This window comes from Pseudomonas sp. ICMP 8385 (assembly GCF_002699915.1).
Taxonomy (GTDB): domain Bacteria; phylum Pseudomonadota; class Gammaproteobacteria; order Pseudomonadales; family Pseudomonadaceae; genus Aquipseudomonas; species Aquipseudomonas gessardii.
The window spans coordinates 155,401-171,958 of the sequence record NZ_LKBY01000168.1; the positions used below are offsets into that span (position 1 = coordinate 155,401).

The window sequence follows — 16,558 nt, forward strand, 5'->3', positions numbered from 1 at the left end:
GTGAAGAGCTGCACAGTAGTTTCTGGTGTGATCGGGAAGACGGTAGATAAATAAGCCTGGCCGGGGATTTGCCCCCGGCCATCCCCGGTCAGGTCCCGGACTTGATCTTGGTCCAGGCGCGCGTCCTGGCCCGCTCGGCATCGCGGCCCAGGGGCTTGAGCGTATAGAGCGTGGCCATCGCCGCGTCGGTGGGGTACAGGTTGGGGTTGTTGCGGATCGCCACGTCGACGTGTTCGGTCGCGTCTTTGTTGGGGTTGGGGTAACCGACAAAATCACTGATGGGCGCGATCACCTGGGGTTGCAGCAAGTAGTTGATAAAGGTGTAGGCGTCCTGCGGGTTTTTTGCCCCCTTGGGGATGGCCAGCATGTCGAACCAGATCGGTGCGCCCTCCTTGGGCAGGCGCATATCGACGACCACCCCGTTCCTGGCTTCCCTGGCCCGGTTGGCGGCCTGGGAAAAGCTGCCGGAGTAGCCGACGGCCACGCAGATGTCGCCGTTGGCAATATCGGCCATGTATTTGGAGGAGTGGAAGTAGGTGATGTACGGGCGGATTTTCAGCAGCAGCGCTTCGGCCTTTTCATAGTCACCGGGGTGGCTGCTGTTGGGGTCAAGGCCCAGGTGCTGCAGGGCCAGGGGCAGGATTTCCGAGGGTGAATCCAGCAGCGCCACGCCGCACTGCTTGAGCTTTTTGATGTGCTGTTCGTTGAAGATCAGGTCCCAGCTGTCCACCGGTGCATCGGCGCCCAGGGCGGCCTTGACCTTGTCCGGGTTGAAGCCGATCAGGATAGTGCCGTACATGTAGGGCACCGCATGGTTGTTACCGGGATCGTTGGCCTCGATCAGCTTCATCAGCTTGGGGTCGAGGTGGTTCCAGTTGGGCAACTGGCTGCGGTCCAGCGCCTGGAACACCCCGGCCTCGATCTGCTTGGCCAGGAACACATTGGAGGGCACCACCACGTCATAGCCGGAGTTGCCGGTGAGCAGCTTGGCCTCCAGGGCTTCATTGGTATCGAAGATGTCATAGACCAGTTTGATCGCCGGGTTCTGCGCCTTGAAGTCTTCCAGGGCCTTGGGAGTGATGTAGTCGAACCAGTTGTAGACCCGCAGGGTTTTTTCTTCGGCCTGGGCGGCGCTGCTCAATATCGCAGCGCAGAGCAGCAGAGACTTGAGCCTATTCATTTGGCTGCCCCCTCAAAACCTTCAAGAACATTGACGGCGTTGATGCCGATTTCCTCCACGTCATAGCCGCCCTCCATCACAAACAGCGTCGGCTTGCCGAGCCTGGCGATACGCTTGCCCATGGCCAGGTAGTCCGGGCTGTCGAGCTTGAACTGGGAAATGGGGTCGTCCTTGAACGTGTCCACCCCCAGGGAGACCACGAGGATGTCGGCCCCATAGCGCTCGATTTCCTCGCAGGCCTGCTCCAGCGCCGCGCTCCACTGGGCCCAGCCAGAGCCGGCCGGCAGCGGGTAATTGAAATTGAAGCCTTCGCCGGCCCCCTCGCCCCGCTCATCGGCATAACCGAGAAAAAACGGAAACTCCGCTTCCGGGTGCCCGTGGATCGAGGTGAAGAGCACGTCGTCGCGGGCATAAAAGATCGACTGGGTGCCGTTGCCGTGGTGGTAATCCACATCGAGAATCGCGACCCGGCTGTGGCCCTGGTCGATAAAGGCCTGGGCGGCGATGGCGGCGTTGTTGAGGTAGCAATAGCCGCCCATCACGTCGCTGGCGGCATGGTGCCCCGGTGGCCGGCACAGGGCGAAGGCGCCAGGGGCGCCGTGTTGGATCGCCTGTTGTGCCGTCAGCGCGACCTGCGCCGCGCTGTAGGCCGCTTGCCAGGTGCCGGCGGTGATCGGTGCGCCGCCGTCGAAACTGTAGTAACCCAACTGGCCATGCAGGCTGGTGGGCAACACCCGGCGCAGGGTGCGGGCGGGCCAGGTGTAGGGCAGCAGGTCGCCGTCCTGGCCAAAGGCCGTCCAGCGTTGCCAGGCGCCTTTGAAAAAATCCAGGTAGTCGCGGCTGTGGATGCGTTGCAGCGGCGCCAGGCCAAAGTCCTGCGGCGCTTGCACCGGGCCCAGCTCACGGTCCTTGACCCGTTGCAGCACATGGTCGGCGCGCGAGGGCATTTCAAAGCAGGGCATCAGTTGCCCGTCCATCAATTCGCAACGGCCGTGGTGCAGGTGATGATCGTCCGAATAGATCGTCAGCATGGTTATTGTTCTCCGCAGGCGGGTTGAGATGCCTTGCAGTGTTGCGGGGCGGGCAGGTTTGGAGAACGGCAGGAGCGGCCAAAAGGGGATAAATATGGCCAAAGAATGTGTCCGTTATTCGCCCCATGTAGGCGCACTGCGCGAGGCTCAAGGGCGAAACTGACTCGGCGCCACGCCACTCCAGCGCACGAAGGCATGGCGGAAACTCGCGGTTTCGCTAAAGCCCAACTGCTCGGCAATGCAGTAGATCGGCAGTTCATCCTCCCCCAGCAACTGTTTGGCTCGCTCGAAGCGTAGTTCATCCAGCAGTTCCTGATAGCTACAGCCCAGGTCGTGCAGGTGGCGGCGCAAGGTGCGCGGCGAACAATTCATCTGCGCGGCCAGGCCATCGATGCCCGGTGCGACGTTCAATTGCGCCGCCAGCAACAGGCGCACCCGCCCCAGCCACGCCTGGCGCCCGGTAAACTCGGTGTTTTGCTTGCGGCAGCGCTCGGCCATGGCACGGTGGGTGATGGCATCGGCCAGCGGCAGCGGTTGATCGAGCCAATGGCGGTCGAAGGCAAAGGCATTGGTGCTGGCGTCGAACTGCAGCGGGCAATCGAAGCGCTCGGCATAACGCGCCCGGTAGTCAGGCGCGGTGTATTCAAAGCGGGCGCCGAGCAACGGCAGGGCGTGGCCCAGCAGGTCGTCGCAGATGACTTTCAACGAGACCAGGCAGAATTCGACATTGAAGGCGGCCAGCGCCGGGTTTTCCCGGTAATCGCTGGCGGTAAACCAGAGGTGCTGGCCGTCTTGCTCCAGGTTCAACGCAAAAAGTGTTCCCAACAGCGCCGGGTAGCGCAGGGCCAGGCGCAAAGCGTCACCGAAGGTGGCACTGGTCAGTAGCGCGTAGCCGAGCATGCCGTAGGACGACACATGCATGCGCTGGCCCAGTTCCAGGCCGATATCCCGGCGCAAGGCCACGGCGTTGGCACACACGCGCATCTCCTGGTTGGTGGTGATGCGCGGGTCGGGCCGGCTCAGGTCGGCGCTACAGATGCCGCTGCCGGCCAGCAACAGGTCGCTCGCGACGCCTTCGGCCTTGAAGGTATCGAGTATCAGCGAGACGGCATTGAGCGTTGTCAGGTGCGAGTGCAGCATCGGTGAGTCCTGCCAGGGTTGGGCAAGAGCCAGCAAGGAGTGTGCCGCCTACTTGTGGTCAAAAAATAAGCGCTTGGCGGCCTCCAGGTTGATCTCGCTCCGGTAGTAGGCAATTTGCTGCTGTTCGTCGAGCCCTTTGATGGAGTCGGCCGCCGGGCCCTGGCGATACTCGTGGGTTGTTTTCAAGCGCGCGGACAGGAATGACTTGGCGGGTGTCCAGTTGGCCGAATAATGAAAATGCGCATACCAGAGGACTTCGTGGGTGCTGCGCTCGGTGATGATGTATTCGTCCAGGTAGTCTGGCTCGCGGCTCTTGAGCCGGCGGCGCTTGATGGATTGCTTGATGGCGATGAGGTTGCGGTCCTTGAGCCATTCAACCCCGGCGGTGGTCGGCGGATGCTGTTTGATCATGCGTGTCATGTAGCCGCTGGCCTGATCGTAGAGATCGCTCGCGGCCTTTTCGAGTTGTTTGCCGAGGACGGTTGCCGGGCGCGCTTGGCTGTCCGTGACGTTACTGCGGGTCAGCGCCTCTTCGATATGTTGATTGGTTTCTTCCAGCAGCAACGCATGGCGGTGGTACAGGTATTCGATGCCCACTGCCGTGCGATCCGGCTTGCTCGCCTGCTCGCTGGCCCTGTGCTTGAACGCGCCCAAGCCGTCCAGCAGGGCTCGGCCCTGTGCCAGGCTGGTCGACAGGTCAGGTACGGCGACCTCGCTTGGCGTTGAGGTGACGCGCTGTACCCAGACATTCGGGCTTTTCTCGTGGAACGTGGCGATGATCTGCTGGGTCAGCGGTGACTTGACGTCCACCAGGTCTGTTTCAAGCCCCAGGGCTGTCAGGCGCGGCTCGCCAATGATCACGCCGTTGTAGCGGGTATGGATAAACCGCTTGCGGGGCTTGGGGGGTGTGGCGGGAGGCGTGGGCCGGTTTCTCAGCATGTCGCGTTCAGCATGCAATAGGGCAAGGTGGCTCAGGGCGTCGCGGGCAAACCCGCGCAGTCGTTCCCGCAGGCGTTCGACGGGGCCGGGCAGGGCCTGCCGGGAAAACTCCTGGGGGAAATCCTCCAGGCGTTCGTCGATGACCTTGAACTGCTCGATCAGGCTGCCCAGGCTGTCGATACGTTCGTCCAGCCGGGACTCGCTGCGCTCCTGCACGGTATCGCGCAAGGCCTGCACCGACAGGTCGGCGCTGTCGACAATATCGTCGAGGGCGGCCCAGGCGGTGGGCTCGGTGGTGTCTTCTTTCAGGCACAGATTGCGGGCCAGGGTCACTTGCAGGCTCTTGAGGTCGGTACTGGTGTAGGAGGGCAATTTTTTCTTGGCGTCCTGAATCAGGCGCAGGCCGTCCTGGGCGAGGGTCTGGAGTTGGCTGAAGCGTGTTTGCGTGTACTCCAGGCGTTCGATCATGTCCTCGCTCATCTGCGTCATCTGCCGGGCGTCTTCTATCTGCCGGCTCTGGGGGGTGTGGGCCTGGAGTTCAATGTGATCGAGCACGGTTCTGAGCTTGGGCGTGAAAGTGGTCTGTGCTTCCCGGATGCCGGCATCGGTGAGGTCCAGTTGAGCCTTGACATAACTGAGTGCCCTTTGCGGGTAATCGGGGAGCGGGGTAAACACATTCAGGCTTTTGAGCTGTTGCAGCGCCGCTTCATAGTCCGCACTCTGGCTGTCGAGTTTGTCAAGGTAGGCCTGGCGCCTGGTGGCGCCGGCGGAGGTGCCAACAACGTCGCTCATCGCCAGGCGCGTTTGTTGCAGCTCATGCTGGGCCGTCTTTTTGGCGTTCTCGAAGGCGGTCAGTTTGCGTCGCACCTCGGTCGCCTTGAGCGTTGCATCGGCCTCAGCCTTATTGATCATGCGCTTGGGGCCACCCCCGCGCAGGCGCAGGCGAGTGTCGACGAACCACTGGCCGGCGGCGTTGTGCAGTAGCGGCGGCCCGGTTCGCGCGGGTTGCCGGGGGTCGATGATCAGCACGGTATCGTCCTCGTCCGTCGTTACTTCAAACCAGCGCTCGCCCACCTGGGCGTAGTGTTTTTCGCCAAGGCGAGAGAGGTATTGGTACGGGCCCGCTTGGGTTTGCGGGGTGCCCAGACCTTGTGGCTGGTTGACCTTGAAGCTGTCCAGCACCTTGCCCAGGGTTGCTGGCGCACGATTCACCGCGCCACTGGTGTGCAGCAGTTGAGCATGGTTTGGCGGCAGTTCGTGGGTAGCCAGGGTATCCAGTTGCTTGACCTTGACCTGATGTTCTACCGCAGGTGTGCCTGGCTCGGGCTCGGTTTTATGGGCGCCGGGGTGCAAGCGCGTGCTGATATGCAGGGTGATCGCCATTGCCAGGTTCAGCAGGGCATCGGTGAAGGCCGCCCACTGTGCGGGTTTATCACCCTGCTCGCGGGCATCGACGAACTGCTGCAATTGCTCGACGACCTGCCAGATCCAGGTGCCGGTGGCCACGGCAGGGCTGGTAAAGGGCAGCAGGGTATTGAGGATCAGCCAGCCGGCTTGCTTGAAGGTGGCCCAGCGGTTTTCGGCATTGGAAACCGACTGGCGGTCAGCCAGCGTGGTCAGTGCGCGGGCGTTGGCTTCGTACAGGGTACTGAACCACTCACCGTCCAGAGCCCTGTCGTCCAGGCGCATGGGCCCGCTCATGGTCCACAGTGTCGAGGTATCCACCAGGAAGTCCGCGACGGCCCAGGGCGATGGCAGGTCGCCGGGGAACACATAGTTGGCGTATTCGTTGCGCACCGGGTCGGGCAACCAGGCCAGCACCGAGCTGCGCAGGCTGGGGGACTGGGCAATGGCATACAGCAGGTTGGTCGGGGATGGGTATTGGGCAAGTGTGGGGGTAAACAACGGCCGATACAGCAGGCAGGGGCCGGCGGATGGGTCCCGGGGGCCGATCACATACATGTTGGCGACCGTATCCGGCGTGGAGGGCGCACGGCGTTCGGGGATGAAGGCCAGCGGCCGGATGACAATCGGCTGCCCATCCACCCGGCGGTCTGTGGCTTGCGCTTGCATCAGTGCAGACACGTAGCGGTAGCCTTGCTCGTCCAGCCCGTGTTCCTGGCGGATCTTGTTTTGCAGGGCCAACAGCGGTAGTTGCGTACGCATCTGTTGCTCATACAGGGTTTTGCGCCGTGAGGCTTCGCTGGGGTTTTCCAGCAGTTTGCTCTTGATCAGCGCCGGGTAAGCCTGGCCGATATTGGCTTGAGTGATGAGCCCTTCGAGGTAATCGACAGTCAGCCACGCCGGTAGCGCCTGGGCACTTTTCCACTGCAGGGTCTTGTTGCCGATGGGCACCGCGATCAGGTTCTGCAGGGCCAACTCGCTGAGGCTCAAGAAGAGGGTGTCAGTCCTGCCGGGGACGATGAACGCGCCCCAGACCACCGGGCTCTGGACCCGCAGGGTGAGCTGCTCCAACGGCAGGTGGGCGGCTTCGGGATGCTGCTTGAGCATTTCGGCTTTCAGCACACTCAGCGCATAGGGCTCGATGGACGGAATATCGTCCTGATAGGAGGCTGCGCCGTTGAGGCTTTGCTGCACGGCCAAATCCTTCAAGTGCCGCGCATAGAAGTTCAGGTCTGAGGTGGAGGCTTCCCGCAACCAGTCGGGCAGCGATCTCTGGTACCAGGCCCGGTCCATCTCGTGATCACCGGACAGTTCACTGAGGATGGGGGCGGGTGGGGCGTCAGGCGACTGGAGATCGGAAAAATCCAGTGCGCCGATGACCGCAACCTGCAACGCGATCAGGTTGATGGCCTGATGATCGAAAAAATTGCCATCGGGCTCGAACAGGCGCCACTGGAGCTGTTGGCGTGTCGCCGAAGGGGTCAGGCGCTCGGGCAGGGTCTGGCCCAGTTGTGCCAGGGAGGCGAACTTTTCATAACCCTTGAGCAGGGAGTGGGTGAGGATGACGTCCTGGCCGGCCTGCTGGCCGATCAACACGGCCATGGAGAACTCATTGAGATGGGTCACCTGCGTGCCATCGACCTGGTCAATATCGATCAGGCAGGCGCGGATGTTGTAGGGATCGTTGAGCCGTCCCAGGCGGGCCGGGGCGTGGAACAGCAGGCGGGCCATGGCGCAGTCGCGGTCACTCCAGCCCTCGACCTGATGCACGTTCCACGCGGTACGCAAGGTATTGGACAGCTCGTGCCAATGGGGGCCATTGCCATCGCTCTTGTTCCAGTAGTCCACCTGCTGCGCCTGGAAGGCGCGCAGCATGACCGGCGCCAGGATGTTGAGGGTATGGGCAATGTCGACAATCCGCACCGGCAGGTGCGTTGGCGGCTCGGTGAGGGGGTGCCGGGTGAGGAAATGCTCGCCTTCGATACACTCGGTCGGCCGGGCCAATACGGCCTGTTCGGCCAGGATATCGCTCAGCGGCTGGTAGGTGGTTGGGCCGCGCACGATCTGTTCATCGACGATCTCCCAGGCGGGCGTGCCCAGCAGGGTGGTGTCGGGGTCAAGGTCCAGTGTCGGGTGCTGTTCCTGTAGCCTTTGGCGCAATAGCACCGCCGCCACTTCTCTGAATGAGGGGCCCGCGTACAGCTGCGCAAGCAGTGCCTGCTGCAGGTTGGCGGCTTGGGCGGGCGATGATGAGGCGGTTGAGTGAGGCGTGGTCATGGGGCATCCCTGTCTTGCCGGTAGATGGAAACGGCCCGAGGTATCCACTCGGGTGTTCCATGCTAGGGGCCGGCCAGTCAGGGGCGGGGGTGATTATGTAGGGCGCGGTGGGGGCCTTAGCCCAGTTCGCCACACAGGTCCAGCTCCACCAGCCGGCGCACCTCGGCGTTGGCCAGGCCTGCGCCGAGCAAGGCGTTGAGCTTGCCGAATGCCGCTTCGCGGGTCATCCCTCCCCCCGACAACACCCCAACACCCCGCAGGCGGCTGCCCGCTTCATACACGTCCAGTTCCACTCCGCCTTCATGGCACTGGGTGATTGCCACCACCACGATGTCCTGCTCCTGCGCCCGCTGCAGGCTGGCGAGGAACGCCGGGTTATCGCTGGGCCCGGTGCCGCTGCCAAAGCATTCGAGCACCAGCGCCTGGATGCCGCTGTCGAGCAGGGCATCCAGTTGCCCGGCGCCCATGCCCGGCACCAGGGGCAGTACGCCGACATTGGCCAGGGCCTTGGGCTGGCGGTAGTCCAGGGCGGCAGGCAGCGCCTGGGCCTTGGCCACGCCACCGTTGCGCTGCAAGGCGGCAAACGGATGGCGGCCAAAACTGCGGACCTTCGCACAACGGGTCGGCGCCATCAGTGCGCCGTGGAAGTACAGGTGCACCCCCGCTGCCAGGCCTTCGCCCAACGCCGCCAGGGCGCCGCTGACGTTTTCCCAGGCATCGCTGTCGGGCACCCCGGCCGGCAGCATCGAACCGGTGAACACCACGGGCGCCGGTAGGCCCAGCAGTTGGAAACTCATGGCCGCCGCGCTGTAGGCCAGGGTGTCGGTGCCATGCAGAATCAGCACGGCGTCGCAGCCCTCGTCCACGGCCTCGACCACGGCACTGCGCAGGCGCTGCCAGTAGGCGGGGGTCATGTTGGCGCTGTCGATCAGTGGCGACATTTCCCGAAAGCGCCAGGCTGGCGCCGGCAGGTGGGCCAGTTGCTCGCGCATGCGCGCTTCAAAACCCGAAGCGGGCGCCAGGCCGTTGGCGCTGGCCTGCATGCCGATGGTGCCGCCGGTGTAGAGCACCATGATGTTATTGGCTTTGGACATCGAAGAATCTCCTGAACGAAAAACGCCGCCGGGCCCAGAGCATGCCCAAGGCCGGGCGGCGTGTCATCTGTCTACGCTCAGCGTTGCACTTGGGCGTTCAGTTTTACGCTGGCTTGAGTGCTGGGTTCAGGCTTTACCGGGTTGGCCGGCCAGGCCTTGCGGTCCAGGTCCAGGTCCGGGAACTGGCTGGAGTCGAACACCGGGGTCTTGATGCCCGCCGCGCGCTGGTTGTCGTAGTCGTTGAGGATGCGCATGGCGATCTTGAACAGGAACGCCAAGGCGAACAGGTTGACGAACGCCAGCATGGTCATGGTGATGTCGGCGAAGGCGAACACCGTGCTCAGGTTCTCGATCGAACCCCAGAAAATCAGGACCAGCACCAGTGCGCGGTAACCGATCAGCACCTTGCGGTTGTTGCCCACCAAAAAGCGCAGGTTGCTCTCGCCCAGGTAGTAGTTGTACATGATCGACGTAAACACGAACAACGCCAGGGCCACCGAGATAAACATCCGGCCCCAGTCACCGACCACCGCCGCCAGGGAGTTCTGGGTCAGGGCAATGCCGTCGCCTTCAAAGCCCGGGGTGTAGAAGCCCGAAAGCAGGATCAGCAACGCCGTGCAGGTGCAGATGATAAAGGTGTCGAGGAACACGCTGAACGCCTGCACCACACCCTGGGCGACCGGGTGTTCCACCGAGGCCACTGCGGCCACGTTGGGTGCGCTGCCCAGGCCGGCTTCGTTGGCGAACACGCCGCGCTTCACGCCCATGATGATCGCGCTGCCCACCAGGCCACCAAACGCCTGGTCGAGGCCAAAGGCGCTCCTGACGATAGTCGCGAGCATGGCCGGCACCTGGTCGAATTGCAGCACGATCACGTAGATCGTCACGGCGATATAGACCAGGGTCTTGACCGGCACCAGCAGGTCGGCAATCGAGGCAATACGCTTGATCCCGCCGATAAACACCAGGCCCAGCAACACCGCCAGCGCCAGGCCGGTGTAGGTGGTGTCGAAACCAAAGGCGTTGTTCAGCGAGTGGGTCACGGCATGGGCTTGCAGGCCGTTGAAGGCGAACCCGAAGGTCACCAGCAGCAGAAACGCCATGACCATGCCCAGCCAGCGTTTTTGCAGGCCGTGCTGGATGTAATAGGCCGGGCCGCCACGGTAGGTGCCTTCGGCGTCGGTGCGTTTGTAGAGCTGGCCCAGGGAGCACTCGATAAAGCTCGACGACATGCCCACCAGCGCGGTGACCCACATCCAGAACACCGCCCCCGGGCCACCCAGGGTTACGGCAATGCCGACCCCGGCGATGTTACCGGCGCCCACCCGCCCGGCCAGGCTGAGCATCAGCGCCTGGAACGAACTGAGTTGGCCGGCGCTGCTTTTGAGGCTGTCGCGAAACACCGCGAACATATGAAAGAAGTGACGAAACTGAACGAAACGCGAGCGGATCGTGAAGTAACCACCGAGCCCGACAATGAGCACGATCAGTACTTTTCCTGAGAGGAAGTCGTTGATGACTTCTAGCATGGAGTATTCCTCGCTGTTTTTTTGTAAAGGCAAAAGCCGGACGGCTCGACGCCACACCATTTCGCAGACAGCACGATAGGTGGGGCGAGGGCTCGTCCCGGCTCCAAGTCGCGGGTTGTTATTAGTTCGGCGTTCGCATGCGGTAGACGATCGTGCATGCGAAGAGGGGCGGCACTATACCTAGCTGCGCGCCAGCCGTCTGCAAGCAGCGCAACTGACCGAGGAATGGTCGAGCGTCACACTGACCTAATGTGGGAGCTGTTGAGCTTTGGTGAGGCTGCGATGGGCATGAGTTTCTACACAACGATGTAGTGGTTTAGGTATGAGTACATATCCGTTGCTGCGGTCATGGCGGCTATTGGTTCCGCCCTTACGGCGGGTTACTTTTGGAAAAGAGCCCCAAAAGTAACCAAAAGGGCTCCTGCCCCACCACTCGGCACCTCGCCTAGGCTCGGTGTGCCCGTCATCCGACATTGATTTGGGGGGCCGCCGCGATGGGCCATCCATGGCCCAGCGCGGCTAACCCGGCGTCCTGCCGGGTTACCCCCCAAATCAATATCGGATGACGGCCAGCGTGGTTTAACGGGGCGCCTGAGATCAAAATCACAAGCAAAGCGAGGCGGCCTGATGTAAGCGCGCGCCGGATTTGGCACCGCGTTGCACGATGATTGGCACGGCCTATTAGGGGTCAACCTGCTGAGTTTTGCGGGATGATTGGCACCTCAGGCCACTCGATTTTCAGGGGGTAACCCTGTTGCTCATGCACTCGGTTCAGGGCCACCCGATACTTCTTCCAGGCTTTGAGTGCTGCAACCTCTGAGTCGGTTGCATCATCAATATCTACCGCGTCCTGAAACGGCCTGATTGAGTAATCAGCAACGGCGCGTCGGCTGGCGATTTCGTTTTGAGCTTCCTCAGCCGGAGTGGGCATTGGAACAACTCGTTCCTGGTATTCCGTGACAGGCTCACCCGCTTCAATCTTTGCAAGGACTTGCTCGTAAACCTCGGGGGTCTCTAGCCTTGTGGCGTGATATGGAAGGCCCTTGTAAATGACAACGTAGCTTCCATCGGTTCGGCTTTGGATATTCTCAATCGTTGGCTCTGGCACGGAAGGCTTCAATTCATCAGAAGTACTCGACCCCAGATATTTTTCGACTCTCGCCCCAGCCTCTATGCTCGCAAGGACCATGGTGTATAGCTCGGGTGACTCCAGTTTTACGACATGATGGGGCGCCCCGTTATAGGTCACCATATAGCTCCCATCGGACACCCTCTGGATGTTCTCGATAGTAGGCTCTGCTGGGACTCCCGCCAGATCGCGGGCGATGGCTACATTTGACGCCCCTACAATCGCCACTTTCTTAGTCGTCATCATGCAATCCTCCATGCAAAACCATTTGAACTGTTTGTGAAGCCGACAGTTGTTCCACCTGTCGTCACCCCGGCACCACTTTGAGCAATCACCCCGACGTTGTTGTAGCTAACGACAAAGTAAGCCCATGTCCCACCCGCTGGAATAGCTCCCGACCCGCTCAGACCCACCCACTGCCCAGCAACAGGCTTCATGAATGAAGTGAGGGTATGAACGTCTGTGAGGCCGTAACCGGCAGCGGTTGATGCCTTATCAGCCTTGAAAACGAGCTTGTAGTCGACATCGACGGCACGATAAGAGTCCGAGATTCGATAGTCGGCCAGAGTGGTTCCCCAATTGGCCTTGGCATCCAGCCTCCAGTCCACGTCGACGGCCCGATAACTGTCGAGAATCCCATAATCTTTTAGGGTCGTGCCCCAGTTGGCCTTACCGGACAGACCATTAATTACGTCAGTCGCAAAATTTGGGTTGTTGTTGAGCGATTTAGCAAGCTCTTCAATCGTATCTACAGCACCGGGAGCGGCACCGATCAGTCGAGCAACCTCTCCGTTTATAAGTGCTTCGACCTGCGTTTTGGTGAAAGCATCGTAGATGCCATGCCCCGCTAGCGTGGTTGGTACTCCAGTCAGACTCGAAAAGGAGTGGCTGTGATGTGCTGCCGCCAAGAGGATGTTGGTGCCGGTCGATTTTTGGCGAATGTAGGGTTGCGCTATGTTATCGCTCGCAAAACCAATGGTATCTACCCAATCCCCATTAACCTTACCGTCCAGTTTGGAGTCGATATCAACGGCACGGTAGGTATCCTTAATACCTGCCTCCGCAAGTGTGGTTGGCTTGTTCAGCAGCTTTTTATAGTCTGCCGCTGACCCAGCCAGCGCTTTGACAGCCTTGGACAGTTGGGAGTCATCGTCTTTGTTAAGAGTTACCCCAGCAGCGAGGACAACCGCGACAAGTTCTCGCTGAATGGTGTTCAGCCAAGCTGCCTTGATCAGTGTTGCGTCTGCCCCAGCTTGTGGGTTGCCCTCGGTAAACTCGCCATCAGCATTCGCGGTGCTGGTGCTGTCGCTGATCTTCTGCATTAGTTGTCTCCGTAACCGAACAGCAAAATGGACTCGGCGGGCTTCATCTGGCCCAGCCGACACTCCAGGGCTCTGCTGCCCCAGACGGATAAAGGATCGCCAGCGCCCGTAGCACCGGCCCTGGCATAACTCACCGTTACGGCCGGAGCGTTAACCCGCCAGGTGAAGTCCCAATCACCACCGTTGATGGGGTCGCCAGCTCGCGCTATGCCAACTCGCGCTGGTCGGAATGTGGTGATGGTGATGTCGTAGCCCAAAGACTTAGCCAGGGCGATAAAGAAGGGTTTACTTTGGCCTGCACGGCCAGGCAGCTTGCTAACAACGGCCTTTACACGTTGGCCGACAGTCTGGGCTTGGCCGAGCAGACAGGGGTCGGGCAAGGCCAGCACCCGCTCCCAATCGGCAAGCCCTTCGCCGGAATCGGGAAAAATTGTGTTGTAAACCACGTTTGCCTGGGCGTCGGCCAGGTCCATGGCTTTGGCTTCGGCCTCAATGGTGGCTGACAAGTAAGGCGCCGCCCCGTCATAGGAAACAGGCGGCAGCAGCAACCGGAGCTGATCGGCGAGCGTGGTCATTCCAGTAGGCCCAAAGTGATGGTGCCGGGGCGAATCCAGCCAATAAGCGCCGGGTCATCGGACGCTTTGACGTTCCCGGCTGGAGCAGTGACAGCACGGTCCAGGACGCCAGCCAGGTTGTTGATCATGGCTTCGATCTGCGAGCGCTTGAGGGGCTCGCCGGGTTTCAATGCACCCAGGAGGACGTTGTAGGCCTTTTGCGCTGCGGCCTGCACTTCGGCCAGAGTGAAGCCTGGGGCTAGTTCAATTTTGGCGGCGGCGTTGACTACGCGGATAGTTGGCGCGTAGACCCATACGTCAGCGATGACTGAGCACTGGTCTTGTATATGTGCCAGGCATGCCGCGATAACTTCGGCCGAAGGTTTACCGGTGCTGGCCGTGATAACAACGTCAACGGTGCCGCCCCCTCTGCGCCTGGGGATAGGCAGCGCATCGGCTACCCCGTCGACCTCCAACGCCCAGCGGCGGTAGTCATAGGCCGCACCACCGGCCGGGGGTGACTGGATGATGTCCAGGTAACGCGCCAGCAGGGATTCGATTGTCTCCCGTTCTTCGCCGCCTGTGGTCTTGCCGACGAAAGTAGCGGCCGCGTCCATGCCCAACGGCGGGCTGGTAAGCACCAGGGCGCCCGTAAGGTCGTTGAGTGCAACGCCGACGGTTTGGGCTTCCACTAGGACCGAGGCGGTGCCATTGGTGCCAATCTTCGCGCTAGCTTTGGCGGTGAACAGTTCGCCCGTGACAACGTGCTTTAAGGTGGCACCGAGCAGCAACGGTACGCCGGGCGCGCCTTTGAGGGCAGCCGTACCGGTGGCCGCTACGGGGTCTTTTTGTAGCACCCCCCTAAGCGCGGCCGCGTGGACCAGTTCCTCTTCGTCGGCAGTGTCCGGGAAAATCTGGCGGTATACCCAGGCTAGTTTCTGATACAGCCCCTCAATAGCCGAGGCCACAGCGGCCGAGCGTACATAGTTGTCGCTGTCGGGGCCGATATCGGCTTCGGCTTGAAGGTTGCGAATGTCGCGCAGGATGCCGCGCAGAATCTCGTCCAGGCCGGGAGCGGTATAAGCCATGTCAGTTCACCCTTACAGGTTGGCGAAACACCTGCGGATTGCCGGTGGCGTCGGTGATGTCGATTTGAAGGTTGAGCCAGCCGTTGTGGGGCTGCTCGACGGTGATAGTGATGTCTTGGGCGCGGCCGTCATCGAGCAACGGCTGGAGCGCCTGCTCGGCGTACTGCTTGGCGAGTTTGCCGACCCTTGGCAGGTCTTTGGATCGTTTCAACTCATGCAGGCGGGAGCCCACGGTGGTGTCTTTCCACCAGGTGCCGAGGGGTGTCTTGAGGCGGATATAAACGGCGTTGCCCAGCGTATTGATACGCTGGCCCGTCAAGTCGCCAGTGGTTGGGTTTATGCCTGCTTCCATAGGTTGGCATAGTGCTTGCGCGCAGGCGGGTAAGGATATTTCAGGGGCGTTTAAGGTTATTGCTGCTGACCTGGTGCTGGCCCACCGCCGTGGTTGTGGCCGTTGTAGATCAGCCGATCTGCCTGCATGGTCCGCTTATGGTCAGCGATATCTCCCGCAGCCTTAACGTCCTCGCTCATTTCGACCAGGGGCGTTTCAAAGCGCACTTTGGTCTTGGCTTTGACTACCAGGGTGTCGGTTTCCACTTCGATCAAACGGCCGCGCTTCATGTGGATGTAATCACCCTCATCGGTGTACAGCGATACTTCGCCGTCTATGAGGGTGATTCGATAACGCCCGTCCTCACTGGCGACAACGACCGTGTGTTTGCTGTTGCCCCCCACGGGGATGGCAAGAAATTCCGCACCAGGTAACGGCGCCGAGCTGAACCCGTAGTGCTGCATCAGTTCGCCTGAAACCGGCTCGCCTGCCAGGCCTTCCATTTCGATGCCAATCAACTTGCCGTGGGTGTTGCGTGCTGCCGTGCCACGGAAGGCCTGACGCACGTTAGCCATCACTCTACTAACCTGCTCGCGCACCAGGCGTGCCATATTGCTCATTACAGCCCCCTAAAAATCTCGATAAGTTCCGCATCCGGGCTGGCCTTCTTACCCTTGCCCTTGCGCTTCTTGGTCGGGTTGCCATCCAGCACCCACAACTTATCCTCGCGCAGCCGCAACTCAGTAATGCGCCCTTCACTACGGGTCAGGCGCAATGTGCGCGACATCAAAAAGTAGGTCGCGTCCAATCCATGGGGCTCGCTACGGACGATGACGCGCTGGCCGGGACTCCAGACCTGGCCGTTATCGGCACGGTGGCCCATCACCACTGCGCGGATCTCGAAACCTTCCAGACGACTGTCGGCCAGCAACTTACGGCCGCGAGTGGTCGCCATGTCCTGGTTCTCGCTGGAGCTATCAATGACCACCTTCGGCCGGAAGATCCCACGGCGGGCCAGGGTTTCGTCCTGGATGACCGAACGTAGGTGGGCGCGTTTGCTGTCCAGCCCGTCATTGTCGTACTGCCCATGCTGGCCCAGGACGGTGATCTGGCTGTACCGATTGGCGATAGAACGCCGCACACTGAGGCGCTGCACGTTATTGCCGACACCGTCTTCGCGCATGATCAATGTTCCCACTGGCGCCGCGTTGTAGTCCGGCCCACCAATGATCAAGCGCCCATCAGGCTCGACCCACGGCCACAGACCATTGGCCTCGGCAACCTGGAGCAACGCCTCCCACGCACTCTGGCCCGGCTCAATCTGCACGCGCCGTCGGGTCTTAGCCTGAGCGGCGCGGATCTCGAACTGGGTAATGCCCAGCGGTTTGACGACCTGGTCCAAGATCTGTGCGAGTGTGGCTTCGCGCATTGAGACGAACGGCGCCGAACAATCGACCAGGGGCGCCGCACGGTCCCGGCCGGTGATACGCATCGAGATACCCTGACGGGAGATGTCGTGTTCAAACTCGTCTATTTGTCC

At 61.3% G+C, this 16,558-nt stretch carries 13 protein-coding genes; all 13 read right to left on the minus strand.

Annotation, left to right across the window (positions count from 1 at the left end; genetic code table 11):
- Window positions 1–88: 88 nt before the first annotated feature.
- Window positions 89–1,180, minus strand: coding sequence for a polyamine ABC transporter substrate-binding protein (locus AO268_RS31975; protein ID WP_076963096.1), 1,092 nt, complete (start codon window positions 1,178–1,180; stop codon window positions 89–91).
- Window positions 1,177–2,211: a histone deacetylase family protein gene (locus AO268_RS31980; protein ID WP_099170890.1), complete on the minus strand. Its 1,035-nt coding sequence runs from the start codon at window positions 2,209–2,211 to the stop codon at window positions 1,177–1,179. The genes AO268_RS31975 and AO268_RS31980 overlap by 4 nt, the downstream gene beginning before the upstream one ends.
- 147 nt (window positions 2,212–2,358) lie before the next feature.
- Entirely contained in the window at window positions 2,359–3,351 is a 993-nt protein-coding gene (locus AO268_RS31985) for an AraC family transcriptional regulator (protein ID WP_076963098.1), read from the minus strand.
- 48 nt (window positions 3,352–3,399) lie between these two features.
- Complete coding sequence (locus AO268_RS31990; RefSeq protein ID WP_099170891.1) at window positions 3,400–7,971, minus strand: hypothetical protein; 4,572 nt, start codon at window positions 7,969–7,971, stop codon at window positions 3,400–3,402.
- A 116-nt stretch (window positions 7,972–8,087) separates the two neighbouring features.
- The gene (locus AO268_RS31995; protein WP_099170892.1) at window positions 8,088–9,065 is read right to left on the minus strand and encodes an asparaginase; all 978 of its coding nucleotides are present in this window, start codon (window positions 9,063–9,065) and stop codon (window positions 8,088–8,090) included.
- 77 nt (window positions 9,066–9,142) lie between these two features.
- A complete protein-coding gene (locus tag AO268_RS32000; RefSeq protein WP_076963101.1) occupies window positions 9,143–10,594 on the minus strand; it encodes an alanine/glycine:cation symporter family protein in 1,452 nt (483 codons plus the stop codon).
- A 688-nt stretch (window positions 10,595–11,282) separates the two neighbouring features.
- Window positions 11,283–11,969, minus strand: coding sequence for a tail fiber assembly protein (locus AO268_RS32005; protein WP_257154497.1), 687 nt, complete (start codon window positions 11,967–11,969; stop codon window positions 11,283–11,285).
- Window positions 11,966–13,045 (minus strand): hypothetical protein, encoded by a 1,080-nt coding sequence (locus AO268_RS32010; protein ID WP_099170893.1) that lies wholly within the window; start codon window positions 13,043–13,045, stop codon window positions 11,966–11,968. The genes AO268_RS32005 and AO268_RS32010 overlap by 4 nt, the downstream gene beginning before the upstream one ends.
- On the minus strand, window positions 13,045–13,620 hold the full coding sequence (locus AO268_RS32015) for a YmfQ family protein (RefSeq protein WP_099170894.1): 576 nt from the start codon (window positions 13,618–13,620) through the stop codon (window positions 13,045–13,047). Before AO268_RS32015 ends, AO268_RS32010 begins: the two co-directional genes overlap by 1 nt.
- Entirely contained in the window at window positions 13,617–14,687 is a 1,071-nt protein-coding gene (locus AO268_RS32020; RefSeq protein ID WP_099170895.1) for a baseplate J/gp47 family protein, read from the minus strand. Before AO268_RS32020 ends, AO268_RS32015 begins: the two co-directional genes overlap by 4 nt.
- Before the next feature lies 1 nt (window position 14,688).
- Window positions 14,689–15,039, minus strand: coding sequence for a phage GP46 family protein (locus AO268_RS32025; RefSeq protein WP_099170896.1), 351 nt, complete (start codon window positions 15,037–15,039; stop codon window positions 14,689–14,691).
- A 56-nt stretch (window positions 15,040–15,095) separates the two neighbouring features.
- Window positions 15,096–15,638: a phage baseplate assembly protein domain-containing protein gene (locus AO268_RS32030; protein ID WP_099170897.1), complete on the minus strand. Its 543-nt coding sequence runs from the start codon at window positions 15,636–15,638 to the stop codon at window positions 15,096–15,098.
- The coding region (locus tag AO268_RS32035) for a phage tail protein (protein ID WP_099170900.1) at window positions 15,638–16,558 on the minus strand (921 nt) is incomplete at its 5' end. The genes AO268_RS32035 and AO268_RS32030, both read right to left, overlap by 1 nt.

Bases quoted from the DNA above. Each gene is read 5' to 3' on its own strand.
- AO268_RS31975 (WP_076963096.1), bottom strand. From the start codon at position 1,180: ATGAATAGGCTCAAGTCTCTGCTGCTCTGCGCTGCGATATTGAGCAGC.
- AO268_RS31980 (WP_099170890.1), bottom strand. From the start codon at position 2,211: ATGCTGACGATCTATTCGGACGATCATCACCTGCACCACGGCCGTTGC.
- AO268_RS31985 (WP_076963098.1), bottom strand. From the start codon at position 3,351: ATGCTGCACTCGCACCTGACAACGCTCAATGCCGTCTCGCTGATACTC.
- AO268_RS31990 (WP_099170891.1), bottom strand. From the start codon at position 7,971: ATGACCACGCCTCACTCAACCGCCTCATCATCGCCCGCCCAAGCCGCC.
- AO268_RS31995 (WP_099170892.1), bottom strand. From the start codon at position 9,065: ATGTCCAAAGCCAATAACATCATGGTGCTCTACACCGGCGGCACCATC.
- AO268_RS32000 (WP_076963101.1), bottom strand. From the start codon at position 10,594: ATGCTAGAAGTCATCAACGACTTCCTCTCAGGAAAAGTACTGATCGTG.
- AO268_RS32005 (WP_257154497.1), bottom strand. From the start codon at position 11,969: ATGATGACGACTAAGAAAGTGGCGATTGTAGGGGCGTCAAATGTAGCC.
- AO268_RS32010 (WP_099170893.1), bottom strand. From the start codon at position 13,045: ATGCAGAAGATCAGCGACAGCACCAGCACCGCGAATGCTGATGGCGAG.
- AO268_RS32015 (WP_099170894.1), bottom strand. From the start codon at position 13,620: ATGACCACGCTCGCCGATCAGCTCCGGTTGCTGCTGCCGCCTGTTTCC.
- AO268_RS32020 (WP_099170895.1), bottom strand. From the start codon at position 14,687: ATGGCTTATACCGCTCCCGGCCTGGACGAGATTCTGCGCGGCATCCTG.
- AO268_RS32025 (WP_099170896.1), bottom strand. From the start codon at position 15,039: ATGGAAGCAGGCATAAACCCAACCACTGGCGACTTGACGGGCCAGCGT.
- AO268_RS32030 (WP_099170897.1), bottom strand. From the start codon at position 15,638: ATGAGCAATATGGCACGCCTGGTGCGCGAGCAGGTTAGTAGAGTGATG.